The organism is Streptomyces sp. CA-294286 (genome assembly GCF_050947155.1).
In the GTDB taxonomy this organism is placed as follows: Bacteria; Actinomycetota; Actinomycetes; order Streptomycetales; family Streptomycetaceae; genus Streptomyces.
Map to the genome: position 1 here is coordinate 6,073,092 of NZ_CP192005.1, position 15,768 is coordinate 6,088,859.

The window sequence follows — 15,768 nt, forward strand, 5'->3', positions numbered from 1 at the left end:
GGGAGGTGGTGGGTCATTTGAGGTTAGGCATGTGCTGGCGGCGGAGGCAACGGGGCGCGGTGGGAATGGCGAGATCGCTGCGTGACCGGACGCCCACCTCGTACGTAACTCCCGCACAACCGGGTCCACGTACGGTCCACCCGTTCCCGGCGGAGCGACCGGGAAGGCGGCGGAATCCTCCGTGGGCCCCGACCGAACCGCAGGGGTGTGCATCGCATGGCCGGCTTGGACTGCGTGGTCATCGGATACAACGAGGGCGACTTCGACGACTACCGGGTCATGAGCGAACGAGCGGGCCCCCGTTCACCCGAACATCAGATCTACCGCAAGGAACACCTGGTCGTCGACGGGCGGCCGATGCCGTGGATGGACGCCTTCAGCACCCTGCGGAACCGCGCCACCGGGCAGACCGGGCGCTACCACGTCGGCGAGGTCTTCAACCTCGCGGCGCTGTACCTAACCAGCTTTCTGCGCCGGCACGGGCTCAGCGCCGAGCCGGTGTCCCTCTTCAGCGGCGAGCGCGGCCGGCTCGCCGAGCTGCTGGCGGAGCGGCCCACCGTGGTGGCCATCACCACCACCTTCTACGTCAACATCATCCCGGTCGTGCCCATCGTGGACTTCATCCGGCAGCACTCGCCCGAGAGCCACATCGTGATCGGCGGCCCGCTCGTCGACAACCTGTGCCTCAACGGCATCACCGACACGGTCCAGGACCTGTTCGACGCGATGGGCGCGGACTCCTACGTACAGGAGTCGCAGGGCGAGTCCACCCTCGCGAAGATCGCGCTCAGTCTGCGGGCCGGGCAGGACCTTTCCGCCGTCGACAACGTCATTCACTGCCCCGATGCCACCTGGCAGCTGACGCGCCGTCGCCCCGAGAGTAACGACCTGGACGCCTGCTCGATCGACTGGGCGGGGTTCTCCCCGGAACTCATCGGCGCGACGGCCCAGGTGCGCACGGCCCGCAGCTGCGCCTTCAAGTGCAGCTTCTGCGACTACCCCACCCGGGCCGGTGCCCTCGCGTCGGCGTCCGTGGACACCGTGCGCAAGGAGCTGCGCGCCCTCGCCGAACTCGGCGTCGAGCAGGTGGTGTTCGTCGACGACACGTTCAACGTGCCGCCCAAGCGGTTCAAGGACATCTGCCGCATGATGATCGAGGAGGACCTGGGTCTCACGTGGCACTCCTACTTCCGGTGCTCCAACGCGCGGGACGAGGAGGCCTTCGACCTCGCCGCCGAGAGCGGCTGCTCCGGGGTGTTCCTCGGCATCGAGTCCGGCGACACCGACATCCTGGCTAACATGCAGAAACTCGCCCAGGACAGCCAGTACCGGGTGGGACTCGAGCGGCTCAACGAACGCGGCATCACCACCTTCGCGTCGATCATCGTCGGCTTTCCCGGCGAGAACGAGCGCACGGTCGGCAACACCGTCGACTTCCTCAACGAGACGAAGCCGACCTTCTGGCGGGCCCAGGCATGGTGGGCCAACCCGCGTTCGCCCGTCTACCGGAACAAAGAGGTCTTCGGCATCGAGGGCGAGGGGTACAGCTGGAGCCACTCCACGATGACCTCCAGCGAGGCGGCCGACCTCACCGACGTCATGTTCGACCAGGTCACCGGCTCGACCTGGCTCCCCCTGTACGACTTCGACTTCTGGTCCTTGCCCTACCTGGCGGGCAAGGGCGTCGGTGTCTCCGAACTGGTCCCGATTCTCAGGCTCTCCGAGGAGATCATGCGCGCACGCGACCGGGGCGCGCCCGGCGACGTACCGTCCCAGGTGCTGGAGGAACGGTTCGCCGCCTCCGTGGCCGCGCTCGACTGCGCCCCGCCCCGCTTCAGCTACTGACCCCCCCCAACCGACCGGCCCACCACCTTCGGAAAGGAGTGCGCGCACATGGCCGACTCGCCGTCCGTCACCGTGACGGGCGCCCCGCCCCTTCCGGCGTGCTCCCCACCGACCCGGATACCGCAGGCGGGCCGGGGCACGCTCCAGGAACGGTTCGCCCGAGCCGTGGAGCGCTGGCCGGACCGCACGGCCGTCGTCGCGGAGGACGGACACCTCTCCTTCGCCCAGCTCGACCGGCGCTCCGACGCCGTCGCCGCCGCGCTGCGGGCCCGCGACGCCGGTCCGGAGACCGTGGTCGGACTGTGCCTGCGCCGCGGCACAGGACTCCTAATCGGTCTCCTCGGCATCCTGAAGTCGGGCGCGGCCTACCTCCCGCTCGACCCTTCCCACCCCGGCGAACGACTGACCTTCATGCTGCGGGACAGCGGTGCCCTCCTCGTCCTGGTGGACGCGGACACCGCCGGCCGCTGCCCGGCCGTTCCGGGCGTGCGGGCGCTCCGGCTGGAGCGTCTGATCGCGGCGCCCCCGGCGCGCCCGGCCCCCGCTCCGCACCCCGCCCACCTCGCGTACACGCTCTTCACCTCGGGATCGACGGGGCGGCCCAAAGCCGTGGCCGTACAGAACGGTTCGGTGACGGAACTGCTCGACGCGCTGGAGAGCGGCGGCCTCACCGAGAGCGGCCCCGCACGGGTCGGCTGGAACGCCAGCGTCTCCTTCGACGCCTCCGTCCAGCAGTGGGTACGGCTCCTACGCGGTGACACACTGGTCCTGCTGAGCGAAAAGACCCGCCAGGACCCCGCGGAACTCGCCGCAGCCATCGACAACGAGTCCCTCACGGACCTGGACATCACCCCGTCCCACCTGCTGCCGCTGCTCGACCACTACCGTCCCGCACCCGGCGGCCCACCCCTGCGGATGCTCATCGGCGGCGAGGCGATCACCCCAGCCCTGTGGGACAGGCTGCGCCGACTCGCCCGCGAGGCAGGGACGGCTCTGTACAACGTGTACGGCCCCACGGAGTGCACCGTCGACGCCACCGTCGCGCCGGTGGCCGACGCGCCGGCCCCGCACCTTGGCTCCCCGCTCCCCGGAGTGCGCGTGTACGTCCTCGACTCAAGGCTGCGTCCCGTGCCCGACGGGGAGCCCGGCGAGATCTACGTGGCCGGGCCCGGCGTCGCCCGCGGCTACCACGCGCGGCCCGGTCTGACGGCCCAGCGCTTCGTGGCCGATCCGTTCGCCGCCGACGGCTCCCGCATGTACAGGACCGGTGACCGTGCCCAGCCGGGACCGGCAGGCCCCGAGTACCTCGGCAGGTACGACGGACAGGTCAAGCTGCGCGGCTACCGCATCGAACTGGGCGAGATCGAAGAGGTGCTGGCGCGGGAGACTGGCATCCCGCACGTGATCGCCTCCGTACGGGACGACTGCCCGGGCGGACGCGGCATCGCCGTCCACTACGTCGCCGGCCCATCGGCCGCGGCCGAGCTCCACCGCGCCGCCCGCGACCACCTGCCGCCCTTCATGGTCCCCGCCGTCTTCGTCCCGGTGGAGCGCATCCCGACCACGGTGAGCGGCAAGGCGGACCGCGCCGCGCTCCCGCCGCCCGAGGCGCCCGGACACGATGCCACGGTCGGGCGCCCGGGGTACGTGGCACCCGAGGGCGCCACCGAGACCATGCTCGCCGAGGCATGGTCGGAGGTCCTCGGCGTCCGTTCCGTCGGCGCGACGGACGACTTCTTCAGTCTCGGCGGCCAGTCGCTGCTCGCCATCCGCCTCGCCGGACGGCTGCGGCGCGCGCTGGGCCGTGCTGTTCCCCTGGTCGCCGTGTTCGAGAATCCGCGCCTGTGTGATCTCGCGGCGTACCTCGACGGACCCGGCGAGCACCCCCACCCCCAGCCCCGCGCGGGTGAACGATGAGGGAGACCCGGTTGACACGTACATCGCCCCCACCCGACCTCGTCGGAGCGGTACGCGAACGGGCCGAGCGGGAGGGCGACGCCGTCGCCTTGTCCTGGCTCGCCGACCTCGACCGCAGCACCGACTCCCGCACCTGTGCCGAACTCGACGACGGCGCGGCAGCGGTGGCCGCCGCACTGCTCGCCGAAGCCCGCCCGGGCGACCGCGTCCTGCTCGTCCAGCCGCCCGGACTCGACTTCGTCACCGCCTTCCTCGGCTGCCTGTACGCCGGGTGCGTCGCGGTTCCCGTCTACCCCCTCCTCGATACCCCGGAGGACCGCGCAAAGGTACGCCGCATCCAGGAGGACAGCGGCGCCCGGCTGGCATGGACCTCCGACGCGTCCATGGCCGGGTACGTGGGGGACGCACTGGGGATCCCGGTGCTGTGGCGCACGGACGCCGGTCGGCACATTCCGGACCGCTCCCCGGACCCCGACACGCTCGCCTTCCTCCAGTACACCTCCGGCTCCACCGCCGAACCACGCGGCGTCATGGTGACGCACGGCAATCTCACCGCGAACCTGACGGCCATCCGTGACGCGTTCCACCACGACCGCGGCAGTGTCGTGCTCAGCTGGCTGCCCGCCTACCACGACATGGGGCTGATCGGGAACATCCTCCACCCCCTGCACACCGGGTGCCGCGCCTACCTCGCCTCACCGATCGACTTCATCCGCAATCCGCTCGCATGGCCGTCGGCCGTCCACGCTTACGGGGTGACGACGAGCGGTGCCCCCAACTTCGCGTACGACCTCGTGGCCAGGACGATCGCCCGGGACGGGCTGCCGGACGGCCTCGACCTCAGCGGCTGGCGGACCGCGTACAGCGGGGCCGAGCCGATCTCCGCCGCCACCCTCCGCCGCTTCGCCGAGGCGCTCGCCCCGGCCGGATTCCGCGACGACGCCTTCGTGCCCTGTTACGGACTGGCGGAGTCCACGCTGTTGGTGGCCTCCGTTCCCGTCGGTACCGGGGCGAGCACCCGCTCCTCGTCCGACGGCCAGGCGATCGTGACCTGCGGAGTACCCCGGGGCTGCGAGATCGTCGTCGTCGACGAGAACAGCGAGCCGCTGCCCGACGGTCACGTGGGCGAGATCTTGGTGCACGGGCCCGCCGTCACGGCCGGGTACTGGAACCGGCCCGAGAGCGTCCGCGAGGAGTTCGCCGCCACCGTCCAGGGCAGCGAGCTGCCCTGGCTGCGCACCGGCGACCTCGGTTTCCTCGCCGAGGGCGAACTCCACGTCACGGGCCGCATCAAGGACATCATCATCGTCCGGGGCCGCAACCACTACCCCCAGGACATCGAACGGCTCGTCACCGAACAGAGCCCCGCCGTACGCCCCGGCTGTGTCGTCGCGTTCGCCGCACCGGACGAGGACGGGGTCGTGATCGTCGCCGAGGTGCGCCCCAGACAGGACCTGAGCGACGACGAGCGGGCCCGGATCGCCGGGGCCGTCGCCGGCTCCTTCGGCCTCGCCCCGCGCGAGATCGTCGCGGTGCCCCGCGGCACCGTCCCCAAGACCACGAGTGGCAAACTCCGGCGCGGTGAGTGCCGCAGGCAGTATCGAGAGGGCGCCTATGACACGTACCGCCACGGCGACCGTCCCCCCGCCGCGGGGAGCGACACGGGCCCGGCCGTCACCGTACGCCGCGCCGTGGACGAGGTGCTCGGCCCCGGCGTCCCCGACGTACGGCCGCTCACCCTGCACGGCATCGACTCCCTCGGCGCCGTACGGCTGACCGAACTCCTCGCACGGTACGCCGGCATGGACATACCCGTCCGCGCCCTGCTGGGAGGCACCACCGTCGCCGAGCTCACCGCGCGCGCCCAAGCCACCAGACCCGAGGCCACGCCGGCGCGGGACGGCGGCCACGGTGAACTCTCCAAGGCCCAGGAGTCCCTGCTTTTCCTGCACATGCTTGCTCCGGACAGCGACGCCTACACCATCTCCTTCGCCTGGGAACCCGCTCCGGACACCGACCGACGCCTCCTCGAAGAGGCCCTGCGCGCCGCCCTGGAACACCAGCCCGAGCTGCGCGTCCGCTTCACCAGGGCGAGCACCGGCGGACGCAGGGAAGCCGTGTCCGCGCGGCGCATGGCCGACGCGCTGGCCATGACCCCGATCCCCGTGGCCGAGGACCGTCTGGACCGGCAGCTGTCCGACGCCGCCGCGCTGCCCTTCGACCCGGAGGAGGGGCCGCTGCTGCGCCTCTACCGCTGGCAGACCCCGACGCGTCACGTGTATCAGCTCGTGGTCCACCACCTGGTCACCGACCTGTGGTCGCTGTCCCTGGTGCTCCGCGACCTGGGGTCCGCCTACGCCGACCTCGCCGCGGGACGCCCGGTCCGGCTGCCCGAGCCCGGTTCGTACGACGCATACGTCCAGGAACAGCGCGACTACCTGGACTCCGAGCGGGCGGCACAGCGCGACGCGTACCTGCGCGGTCTGCTGCCCGGTCGCGCCGCGCCGCTCGGCCTGCGTACCGACCTCCCACGTGGCACCACGCGTGCCACCCGGGCCGACCGGGTCGAGGCACGGATCCCCTCACCCACCGTCCCCGGAGTCGCGGGTCAGGACCCGGTCTGTCTGCTGGCCGTACTGTGGGCCGCCACCCTCCAGCGGTACGGCACACCTGCCCCCGTCGTCGTCGGCGTCCCCGTCACCGGCCGCACCAGCGGCCGCCACGCGGCCGTCGGAGGCCTGTGCACCAACACGGTGCCGCTCGCCCTCGACACCGGTCCCGACGCGCTTCTGGAACCGCTGGTCGCCGAGGCCCGCGCCCAGCTCGACGCCGGCATGGACGAGGGCCTGTACCCGCTCGCCCGCGCCGTGGAGACGGTCCGGCCCGAACGCGAACCCGGCAGGACACCCCTGGTCGAGACGCTCATCACCTACCAGGAGAACCCCCTCCCCGATGTCCCCGGCCTGCTGGCGGCACTGACCGGCCGCGAGACCGAACTCCGCCTCGGCGAACTCGTCCTGCGCGCCGTCCCGGTGGCGCGGCACACCTGCCGCTACGACCTGGACCTGGTCGTCACACCGGAGGAGGTCGGCTGCCTCGTCACCCTCGACTACGCAGCCGACCTCTTCACGCACGAGACCGCCCAGGGCATCCTCGACACCTTCCGCGCGGCCCTCGCCGCCGCGGCGGACGCGCCGGGAGCCCGGCTCGCCGACCTCACCGTCCTGTCACCCCGCGACAGCGCCCTGCTGGAGCGCGCCGGCCGCTCCTGGACCCCGCCCCTGGAGCCCTCCCTGCTCCGACAGGTCCGGGCGGTCGCCGAGCGGACCCCCGACGCTCCCGCCGTCAGCGGCCCCGGCCAGGTGCTGAGCCACGCCGAGTTCGCCCGGCGGGTCGACCGGGTCGCCGACGCGCTGCGGACCGCCGGCGAAGGAAGGAGCTGACCGCATGACCGTGTCCACGACCCCCGCTCCCGCCGAAAGGACCGCGGACCCCGCCGCCCTCGCCCGGCAGCAGGCGGGTCTGCTGCTCACATCGTCGGCCGACTTCGTCGTCGCCCTGTACGGCGCGTGGCAGGCGGGGTTCGGCGCCCTGCCGTTGCCCTCCGACTTCCCGGACGAGCGGCTGCGGCACATGGTGCGGGACTGCCGGCCGGCCGCGCTCATCGTCTCGGCGGACCAGGCCGACCGAGCCCGCCGCCTCGTCGCGGGCGCCGACCCAGGCGTCGAGGTCGTTGTCCTGGAGGAGACCCGGGCCCGGCCGGACACGCGTCCGCCCGAGGAGCCGGAGCCAGGGGCCGCGGCCTTCACCGTCTACACCAGCGGCTCGACCGGCCGGCCCAAGGGCGTCCTCGTCCGGCACGAGCAGATCGGCCGACTCGTCGCCTGGTGCGCCGCCGCCTGGCAGCTCGGCCCCTGGGCCCGGGTCGCACAGACCCTCTCCCTCGGCTTCGACTTCGGACTGCAGGAACTCTTCACCTTCCTGCCGTTCGGCGGCTGCGTGGTCGTGCCCGGTCGCGAGGACCGGCTCAGCGCCCGCGCCTACGCCCGCTTCCTGCGCCGCGAAGCGGTGTCGGTGCTCTTCACCACCCCGTCGTACGCCGACGAACTCGTCGCCGCCGGCGAGGAAGTGCCCGATCTGCGGCTGGTCCTCTTCGGCGGAGAGGTCCTCAAAGGCGTGACCGCGGAGGGGGTGAGGGCCCTGGTGGCCCCCGACGCCAGGCTGTTCAACGGGTACGGCCCCACCGAGGCGACCGTGAACTGCCTGATGCATGAGATACCCCGCCCACCCGAAGGGGAAGAACCGCCCGCGGTGGTCCCGGTGGGCCGCGCCACAGCGGCCGCCCTGATCGATCTCGTCGACGAACACGGCCGACCGGTTCCCGTCGGCGCCCTGGGGGAGATCCGCATCGGTGGCCCCGGCGTCGCCGACGGCTACCTCGGGTGCCCCGAACTCACCGCCGAACGCTTCGTCAGGGACCCCGCCGGCGGCGAGGTGACCTACCGCACCGGAGACCTGGCATACGTCCGCGCCGACGGTGTCTACGTCGTCGTCGGGCGGGCGGACCGCCAGGTGAAGATCCGGGGCTTCCGGGCCGAACTCGGCGAGATCGAGCAGACCCTGCGCGGCGCGCCGGGCGTCGTGGCCGCGGCGGTGCGCATGACGGGGACCCCGGCCCGGCTGGCCGCCTTCCTGGTCGGCGCAGGCCTCGACGTCCGAGCGGTCCACGACCACGCCGTCACCCGGCTGCCCCCCGCGATGCTCCCCGAACAGACCCTGCTCGTCGACCGGCTGCCCACCACCCCCAACGGCAAGCTCGACGAGGCCGCACTCGACCGGCTCGCCGAGGAGACCTACGCCCCGCGCCTCCCGGACGCCGCGTCGCCGGCCGAGATCGAGTCCGCCGTGTGCGCTGCCTGGGCGGCGGCCCTGGCCGTCCCCGGCGTACCGCCCGACGCCAACGTCTTCGACCTCGGGGCGCACTCCCTGGTCGTGACCCGGGTGCACGGCCAGATCTCCGCCGCCCTCGGGGTCGGCTTCCCCATCCACGACATCTTCGAGCACCCCCGCCCCCGCGACCTCGCCCGGCGGCTGGTCGACCACCGGCGGCAGGGCCCCGGGGACCCCGTCGACAACCTGGCAGCAGCGACAGTGAAGGACGACCAGTGACTCGGACTCCCGCGCACGAGCACACCGACTCCATCGCGATCATCGGCATGGCAGCCCGGCTGCCCGGTGCCCAGAACATCACCGAGTACTGGCGCAACCTGCGCGAGGGCGTGGAGAGTATCGTCCGCCACAGCCGTGAGGAGATGCTCGCCAACGGAGCCCGGCCGGACCTGGTGGACGACCCCTACTACGTCAACGCGTCCGCGCCGCTGCAGGACGCCGACCGGTTCGACGCCGCCTTCTTCGGCTACGCTGCGCGCGAGGCGTCGATCATGGAGCCGCAGCACCGTGTGTTCCTCGAATGCGCCTACCACGCGCTGGAGGACGCCGCCTATGACAGCAGGCGCGACGACGCCCTGGTCGGCGTCTTCGGCGGCTCCACGATGAACACGTACATCCTGCACAACGTCATGCCGCACGCCGAGGACGTCGTCGGCCTGGTCGGCGACCTGCAGACGATGGTCGGCAACGACAAGGACTACCTCACCACCCGCGTGTCCTACAAACTCGACCTGCGCGGACCGAGCCTGGTCGTCCAGACCGCCTGTTCCACCTCGCTCGTGTCCGTCCACATGGCCTGCCGGGCACTCGTGGACGAGGAGTGCGACGTGGCCCTCGCCGGAGGCTCCTCGGTGCGCATGCCGCACGCTGCGGGCTACCTTGCCAACCCCGGCGGCACCTCGTCGCCCGACGGCCACTGCCGAGCATTCGACGCCGACGCGGCCGGCAGCGTCGTGGGGAGCGGAGTCGGTGTCGTGGTGCTCAAGCGGCTCGCCGACGCCCTGCGGGACGGCGACCAGATCCACGCCGTCATCCGCGGCTCGGCCGTCAACAACGACGGCCAGGCGAAGGCCAGTTACACGGCACCCAGCGTCGAAGGACAGAGCCGCGCCGTCATCCGCGCCCTGCGCCGCGCCGGGGTCGACGCCCGTGACATCCGGCTGGTGGAGGCCCACGGCACCGGCACCCCGCTGGGCGACCCCATCGAAGTGGCCGCACTCACCCGCGCGTTCCGCAACTGGACCGATGACACCTCCTACTGCTGGCTGGGATCGGTCAAGCCGAACATCGGCCACCTGGACGCCGCGGCCGGCATCGCCGGACTCATCAAGACCGTCCTGTCCCTGAAGCACCGCAAGGTCCCGCCGGTCGTCAATTTCCGTCGCCCCAACCCGAAGCTTCAGCTGGACTCCTCACCGTTCCGGGTGGCGACCGAACTGACCCCGCTGGACGGGGAAGGCCCTCTTCTCGCGTCGGTGAACTCGCTCGCCATGGGCGGCACCAACGCGCACATCGTCCTGGAGGAAGCCCCGGCGACCCGGCCCGGCGGCCCCTCGCGCCGCCGCCGCCACCCCATCCTGGTCTCCGCCCGGTCCGGCGAGGCGCTGGAACAACTGAGCCAGTCCCTCGGCCAGTGGGCGCGGGAGAACCCCGGCGCCGACGTCGCCGACGTCGCCCACACCCTCGCCACCGGGCGGCGCGAACTTCCGCTGCGCCGCGCCCTGACCGCCCACGACCTTGACGACGTCGCCTATGGGCTCTCCGCACGCGGCGGCCGCGGCCAGCGCGAGGCCGAGGCCCGCGGCTCTGTGCGCACCGCCTTCCTCTTCCCCGGCCAGGGCACCCAGGTCCCGGCGATGGGCGCCCGGCTCGCCCAGGGCGACCCCGTCTTCGCCGGCCATCTCGACTCCGTCGTCCGGCTGTTCCAGGAACGCGCGGACGTCGGCCTGCTCCCCGTGCTGCGCCCGGAGCCGGCCGCCGTGGAGGAGGCCCGCGCCGCCATCACCCGTACCGAACTCACCCAGCCGGCGCTGTTCGCGGTGGAGTGGGCGCTCGGACGCACGCTCATGGACTACGGGATCCGGCCCTACGCCATGCTGGGGCACAGCGTCGGCGAACTGGTGGCCGCGTCCCTCGGCGGCGTCATGGACCTCGCACCGGCCGTCGACCTCGTCGCTCGGCGCGGGCACCTGATGGGCAAGACCCCCGACGGCGCGATGCTGTACGTCAACCTCGCCGAGGACGAGGTGGTCAAACTCCTGGCCGAACTCCCGGACGGCCCCACCGTGGCGGCGGTCAACGCCGACCGGCTCGTGGTGGTGTCCGGGACCCCCGACGACATCGAGCGACTGGCAGCACGCCTGCGCGCCGACGAAGTCTCCTGTGGGCGGCTCGACGTCTCCCGCGCCTTCCACTCGCCGCTCATGGACCCGGCCGCCGACGGATTCCGGCGAGCCGTCGCCGAGCACGAGCTGCGCACCCCCGACGGTCTCGTTGTCTCCAACGTCACCGGCGGGTACCTCACCGCCGAGGATGCCACAGCGTCCGACTACTGGGCCCGCCAGCTGCGGGGCACCGTCCGCTTCGCCGACGGCCTCAAGACCCTAGTCAGGGACGGCGTCTCCGTCTTCCTGGAACTCGGCCCAGGCCGCACGCTCACCCGCCTCGCCGCGGACACCGGGGCGCAAGCCACGTTCCTGACGGCCCTGGCCGACGCGGACGGCGAGGAACCCCAGGACCTGCTCGATCTGCTCACCGGCCACTGGCTGGAGGGCGGTGAGGTCGACTGGAGCGGCTTCTATGCGCAGGAGGACCGTGTCCGCCTGTCGCTGCCCCTCTACCCCTTCGCCAGGACCCGGCACTGGCTCGACCCGCTGCCCATGACCGCCGTACGGAACGGGCGCCCCGAGACCGCTCAGCGAACGGATCCGGCGCCGCAGGCCGACGTCCCCGTCCCGCGCCGTGACATCGGCACCACGCCCGCGCAGCGCTATGTAGCGGAGCTGTGGCGGGAGCTCCTGGGCACGGACGAGTTCGGGCTCGACGACAGCTTCTTCGAGATCGGCGGCCACTCCCTGATGGCCATGCAGATGGTCACCCGCATGCGCAAGGACGGGGCGGAGGAGCTGGAGATGACCACCCTGTTCGAACTGCCCACCGTCACGGGCCTCGCCGGACAGCTGGAACGGCTGGGAGCGACCCTGCCCGACGGCACCACACCGCAGCCCACGGACGACGAGGAGACGGCGGCGCTGCTCGCCGAGGTCGCCGCCCTGTCCGACGAGGAGGTCCAGGTGCGCCTGGCCGAGCTGGAAGGAGACAACGGAGCATGACCACCGACACCCCGCCCTCCTGGCTCGACGGCCTCGGCCCCGCTCACCGCCGCCTCCTGGAACGACTCCTGCGCGACCGCGACCGCCGCGACGGCCCCCCGTCGGACCGGCCCGTCCCGGCGCCGGCGCCCCCCGCGCCGCCCACCCGGACTCCCGTCACCGCGCTGCCCGGTGGGAGCACCGGTGACGCCTCGGGGGACGGAGCGCCGACCCCCAGGATCAGCCTGTTCTTCTTCTCCGCCGACACCGACGACCACCCCTGGGACAAGCACGCCCTCGTGCTGGAGTGCGCCGAACTCGCCGACTCCCTCGGCCTGGATTCCGTCTGGGTGCCCGAACGGCACTTCGACCCGTTCGGCGCCCCCTACCCCAGCCCCGGCCTTCTGCTGGCCGCCGTCGCCGCCCGCACCCGCCGCATCGCGCTGCGGTCAGGAAGCGTCGTGCTGCCCCTGCACGATCCGCTGCTGGTGGCCGAGGAATGGGGCGTCCTGGACTCCCTCAGCCGCGGGCGCACCGGGATGTCACTCGCCTCCGGCTGGCACGCTGACGACTTCGTCCTCAGGCCCGACGCCTACGAGCGCCGCAAGGAAGCCCTGGAGGAGGGACTTGCGGAGCTCTACACCCTATGGAGCGGCGACAGCGTCACCCGTACGGGACCGGGCGGACGCCCCGTCGACGTACGCGCCTACCCGCGCCCCGAACGGCTCCCCGAGGTGTGGCTCACCAGCTCCCGCAACCCCGACACCTGGCGCACCGCCGGACGCCTCGACCTGCACGTGCTGACCGCGCTGCTGGAGCAGACGGTCGAGGAGGTCGCCGAGAAGGTAGGGCTCTACCAGCAGGCGCTCACTGAGGCAGGGCACGCCACCACGGGACACCAGGTCACCTGCATGCTCCACACGCACCTCGCGCGCGACGCGGCGGCCGTCGAGGAACGCGTCAGGGGCCCGCTGACCCGCTACCTCTCCGCCCACATGGACCTGTTCAGCAAGTTCGCCGCGGGCGGCGGAGCCGGCATCGACCCTGACGAGGTGACCGAAGCGGACCGCCAGGCGCTCCTGGAACACGGACTCCGCCGCTACATGGGCGCCTCGGGCCTGTTCGGCAGCGTGGAAAACTGCCTGCCCAGGATCGAGCGGCTCACCGCCGCCGGCATCACCGAACTCGGCTGCCTGGTCGACTTCGGCCTGCCGCGCGAGCAGGTGCTGGAGAGCGTCGAGGAACTGGGCCGGCTGCGCGTCGCACTGCGCGAGAAAGGCAGTGCTGCCCGATGACCGGGGCCTGGTTCGCGCTGTACCCGCCCGTGGGCGGCGGCCGTGGCGCGTACCCCCGCCTCCTGGCGGGGCTGCGGGGACACGGACACTGCCATCTGCCCGCGCTCGCGGGAAGGGATGGCCGGTTCGGGGAGCCCGCCGCCGCCCGGTTCACGGAACTCGCCGACGACCTGTGGACGCAGCTGGAGCGGGAGCTCGGAGACGACCGCGCCCCCGACGACCTGGTGCTGTTCGGTTTCAGCATGGGCGCCCTGCTCGCCACGGAGATGGCGGTACGCCTCCAGCGGCGCGGTGCCGGACCGCGCGCGCTCGTCGTCGCCGGCTGCCCGCCACCGCATCTGCTCACGGGGCGTACCGTCCACACCCTGCCGGACGCGGAGCTGGTGGCGGCGCTGGCCGCCCAGGGAACGATGCCGCAGTTCGTCCTGGACGACCCCGAGCTGCGAGCCATGATGCTGCCGGTGTGGCGGGCCGACCGCGCGGCCGTGGCCACGCATCCGCGCCGCCCGGTGGTCCTTGACTGTCCCGTGCACGCCATGGGCGGCACCGAGGACCCCCTGGCGCACGAGGCGGACATAGCGGCGTGGCCGCGCATGGGTCGGCCCGGATCGTCGCTGCGCGGAGTGCCCGGCGATCACGCGGCCCTGCTGGAACGCCAGGACCTGATGCTGGCGGCCGTGCTCGCGGCCGCCGACCACCCGACGGAGGTGAGAACCCGATGGTGACCAGACGGACCTCCGTCGCGACCGCCACGGACGGCCAGTGGCAGGGACGGGAGCTGCCGTTCGGGAGTAACAGCATGCAGCACGGCACCGCCGTCTTCGAGGGCATCCGGCTGTACGCGGCCGACAGCGGACCGCGGCTCTTCCGGCTCGACGCGCACCTGGAGCGGCTGCTGGCCTCGGCCGAACTCCTCGGCATTCCGCACGACTACGACCTGCCCGCCCTGCGCCATCTCGTCCTCGCGGCGGTCGCCGGCACCGGCCTGGAGAACGCCTACGTACGGCCGACGCTGCACACCAGGGAGCCCCGGCTCGGCGTGGACCTGAGAGCGTTCCGCTTCACCCTCGGCACCGAGACCTGGGACCTCCCGCCGGACACCCAGCCCGCTCCCGTCCGGCTGACGGTGTCGCCGTGGTGCCGGCCGTCACGGTCCACTTTCCCGGTCCGGGCCAAGGCCACCGGCACGTACGTGGTGTCCGCCCTGGCCCGTACGCGCGCGGCGGCGGAAGGCTTCGACGACGCCGTCCAACTGGACCCGCACTCCGGCAGGGTCGCGGAGTCCACCATCGCCAATGTCTTCCTGGTGCGGCACGGCCGCCTCGTGACGCCCTGGCTGGAGGACAGCGTCCTCGCGGGCATCACCCGCGACACCGTGCTGACCCTCGCCCGCGACCTGGGCATCGAGACGGCCGAGGCACCCGTGGAAGCCGGCGAACTGCTCGCCGCCGACGAGGTGTTCCTCACCGGGACGGCGAGCGGCCTGGTTCCCGTGGCGGCCCTCGACACGCGAGACCTCGGCCCCCGCCGTCCCGTGTGGGAGGTGTTGAGCCGCGCCTACCGGGACGCCGTCCTGGACCGCGGTCCGCACCGTCCCTCCTGGCTCACCCCCGTCCCCGACCCCGTTCCATCCCCTTCACGCCTTCGAGGAGCATCGTGATCGACCTCTTCCACTGCTTCGGTGCCAAGCCCGCCCACCGCGTCGACACCGCGCTCGCGGCCGAGATGCTCCGCGCCAGCGGCTGCCGGTACCTGGCGGTGAACACGCACACCATCGACCGGGTCAGCAGGGGCGAGGACCTGCCCATCGGCTACGACTCGGCCACCCTGGGCTCCGTGACGGCCCTCGTCGGCGACGAACTGGGCCTGCACCCGGTGCTCAACATCAACCACCCCACCAGCGCCGCCGAAGCGGTCAAGCGGACCCGCCAGGCCGCCCAGCTCACCGGCATACGCGTCATCAAACTGGAGGTCCTCGACCCCGGCTTCCGGCTCAGCGTCAACGCCGAGGTGGTCGAGGCGGCCCGGGAGCTGACGGCCGAGGGGTTCGAGGTGTGGCCGCTGATCACACCGGACGCCCGCAGCTTCGCCGAATGCGTGGAACTGGGCAGCATGATGGTGCGCGTGATGGGTTCGGCCATCGGCGCCCGCAAGGGCATCGAGCCGCAGCACCTGGAGTCCGTCCGTGAGCTGCTCGCCGACAGCCCGGTCCCGGTGATGCTCGACGGAGGCATCGGCTCCACCGCCGACGTCGAGCAGGCGTTCGCTCTCGGCTTCCAGTCCGTCCTGGTCAACTCCTGCCTCTTCGCGGACGGTACGGACCCGGTCACGGCGCTGGCCGGCTTCCGCGCGACCGTCGACCGCGTCGCGTCCGGCACGCCCACCCACTGACGTACGGCTCCCCGCCCCGGACCGTGTACTGGGCGCCTCGCCGGAGTGGCACGCCGGGG

9 protein-coding genes are annotated in these 15,768 nt (G+C 72.5%); all 9 read left to right on the forward strand.

Going from position 1 to position 15,768, the window contains the following annotated elements:
- Positions 1–216: 216 nt before the first annotated feature.
- From ACQPZG_RS31425 to ACQPZG_RS31465, 9 genes are read left to right on the forward strand one after another with little or no spacing between them, the layout of a single operon-like run.
- The gene (locus ACQPZG_RS31425; protein ID WP_433549068.1) at positions 217–1,845 is read left to right on the forward strand and encodes a PhpK family radical SAM P-methyltransferase; all 1,629 of its coding nucleotides are present in this window, start codon (positions 217–219) and stop codon (positions 1,843–1,845) included.
- Between the two features lie 48 nt (positions 1,846–1,893).
- Entirely contained in the window at positions 1,894–3,762 is a 1,869-nt protein-coding gene (locus tag ACQPZG_RS31430; protein WP_433549069.1) for a non-ribosomal peptide synthetase, read from the forward strand.
- A gap of 11 nt (positions 3,763–3,773) precedes the next feature.
- Positions 3,774–7,205, forward strand: a complete 3,432-nt coding sequence (locus ACQPZG_RS31435; RefSeq protein ID WP_433549070.1) for an AMP-binding protein — start codon at positions 3,774–3,776, stop codon at positions 7,203–7,205.
- A 4-nt stretch (positions 7,206–7,209) separates the two neighbouring features.
- Positions 7,210–8,931 (forward strand): non-ribosomal peptide synthetase, encoded by a 1,722-nt coding sequence (locus ACQPZG_RS31440; RefSeq protein ID WP_433549071.1) that lies wholly within the window; start codon positions 7,210–7,212, stop codon positions 8,929–8,931.
- Complete coding sequence (locus tag ACQPZG_RS31445) at positions 8,928–12,044, forward strand: type I polyketide synthase (RefSeq protein ID WP_433549072.1); 3,117 nt, start codon at positions 8,928–8,930, stop codon at positions 12,042–12,044. Before ACQPZG_RS31440 ends, ACQPZG_RS31445 begins: the two co-directional genes overlap by 4 nt.
- Positions 12,041–13,318 carry a MupA/Atu3671 family FMN-dependent luciferase-like monooxygenase gene (locus ACQPZG_RS31450; RefSeq protein WP_433549073.1) on the forward strand — a complete coding sequence of 426 codons (1,278 nt, stop codon included), beginning with the start codon at positions 12,041–12,043 and terminating at the stop codon, positions 13,316–13,318. The genes ACQPZG_RS31445 and ACQPZG_RS31450 overlap by 4 nt, the downstream gene beginning before the upstream one ends.
- On the forward strand, positions 13,315–14,043 hold the full coding sequence (locus tag ACQPZG_RS31455) for a thioesterase II family protein (RefSeq protein WP_433549074.1): 729 nt from the start codon (positions 13,315–13,317) through the stop codon (positions 14,041–14,043). The genes ACQPZG_RS31450 and ACQPZG_RS31455 overlap by 4 nt, the downstream gene beginning before the upstream one ends.
- Entirely contained in the window at positions 14,037–14,978 is a 942-nt protein-coding gene (locus ACQPZG_RS31460; RefSeq protein WP_433549075.1) for an aminotransferase class IV, read from the forward strand. Before ACQPZG_RS31455 ends, ACQPZG_RS31460 begins: the two co-directional genes overlap by 7 nt.
- A complete protein-coding gene (locus ACQPZG_RS31465) occupies positions 14,975–15,709 on the forward strand; it encodes a HisA/HisF-related TIM barrel protein (RefSeq protein WP_433549076.1) in 735 nt (244 codons plus the stop codon). Before ACQPZG_RS31460 ends, ACQPZG_RS31465 begins: the two co-directional genes overlap by 4 nt.
- Positions 15,710–15,768: the final 59 nt, after the last annotated feature.

Bases quoted from the DNA above. Each gene is read 5' to 3' on its own strand.
- ACQPZG_RS31425 (WP_433549068.1), top strand. From the start codon at position 217: ATGGCCGGCTTGGACTGCGTGGTCATCGGATACAACGAGGGCGACTTC.
- ACQPZG_RS31430 (WP_433549069.1), top strand. From the start codon at position 1,894: ATGGCCGACTCGCCGTCCGTCACCGTGACGGGCGCCCCGCCCCTTCCG.
- ACQPZG_RS31440 (WP_433549071.1), top strand. From the start codon at position 7,210: ATGACCGTGTCCACGACCCCCGCTCCCGCCGAAAGGACCGCGGACCCC.
- ACQPZG_RS31450 (WP_433549073.1), top strand. From the start codon at position 12,041: ATGACCACCGACACCCCGCCCTCCTGGCTCGACGGCCTCGGCCCCGCT.
- ACQPZG_RS31455 (WP_433549074.1), top strand. From the start codon at position 13,315: ATGACCGGGGCCTGGTTCGCGCTGTACCCGCCCGTGGGCGGCGGCCGT.
- ACQPZG_RS31460 (WP_433549075.1), top strand. From the start codon at position 14,037: ATGGTGACCAGACGGACCTCCGTCGCGACCGCCACGGACGGCCAGTGG.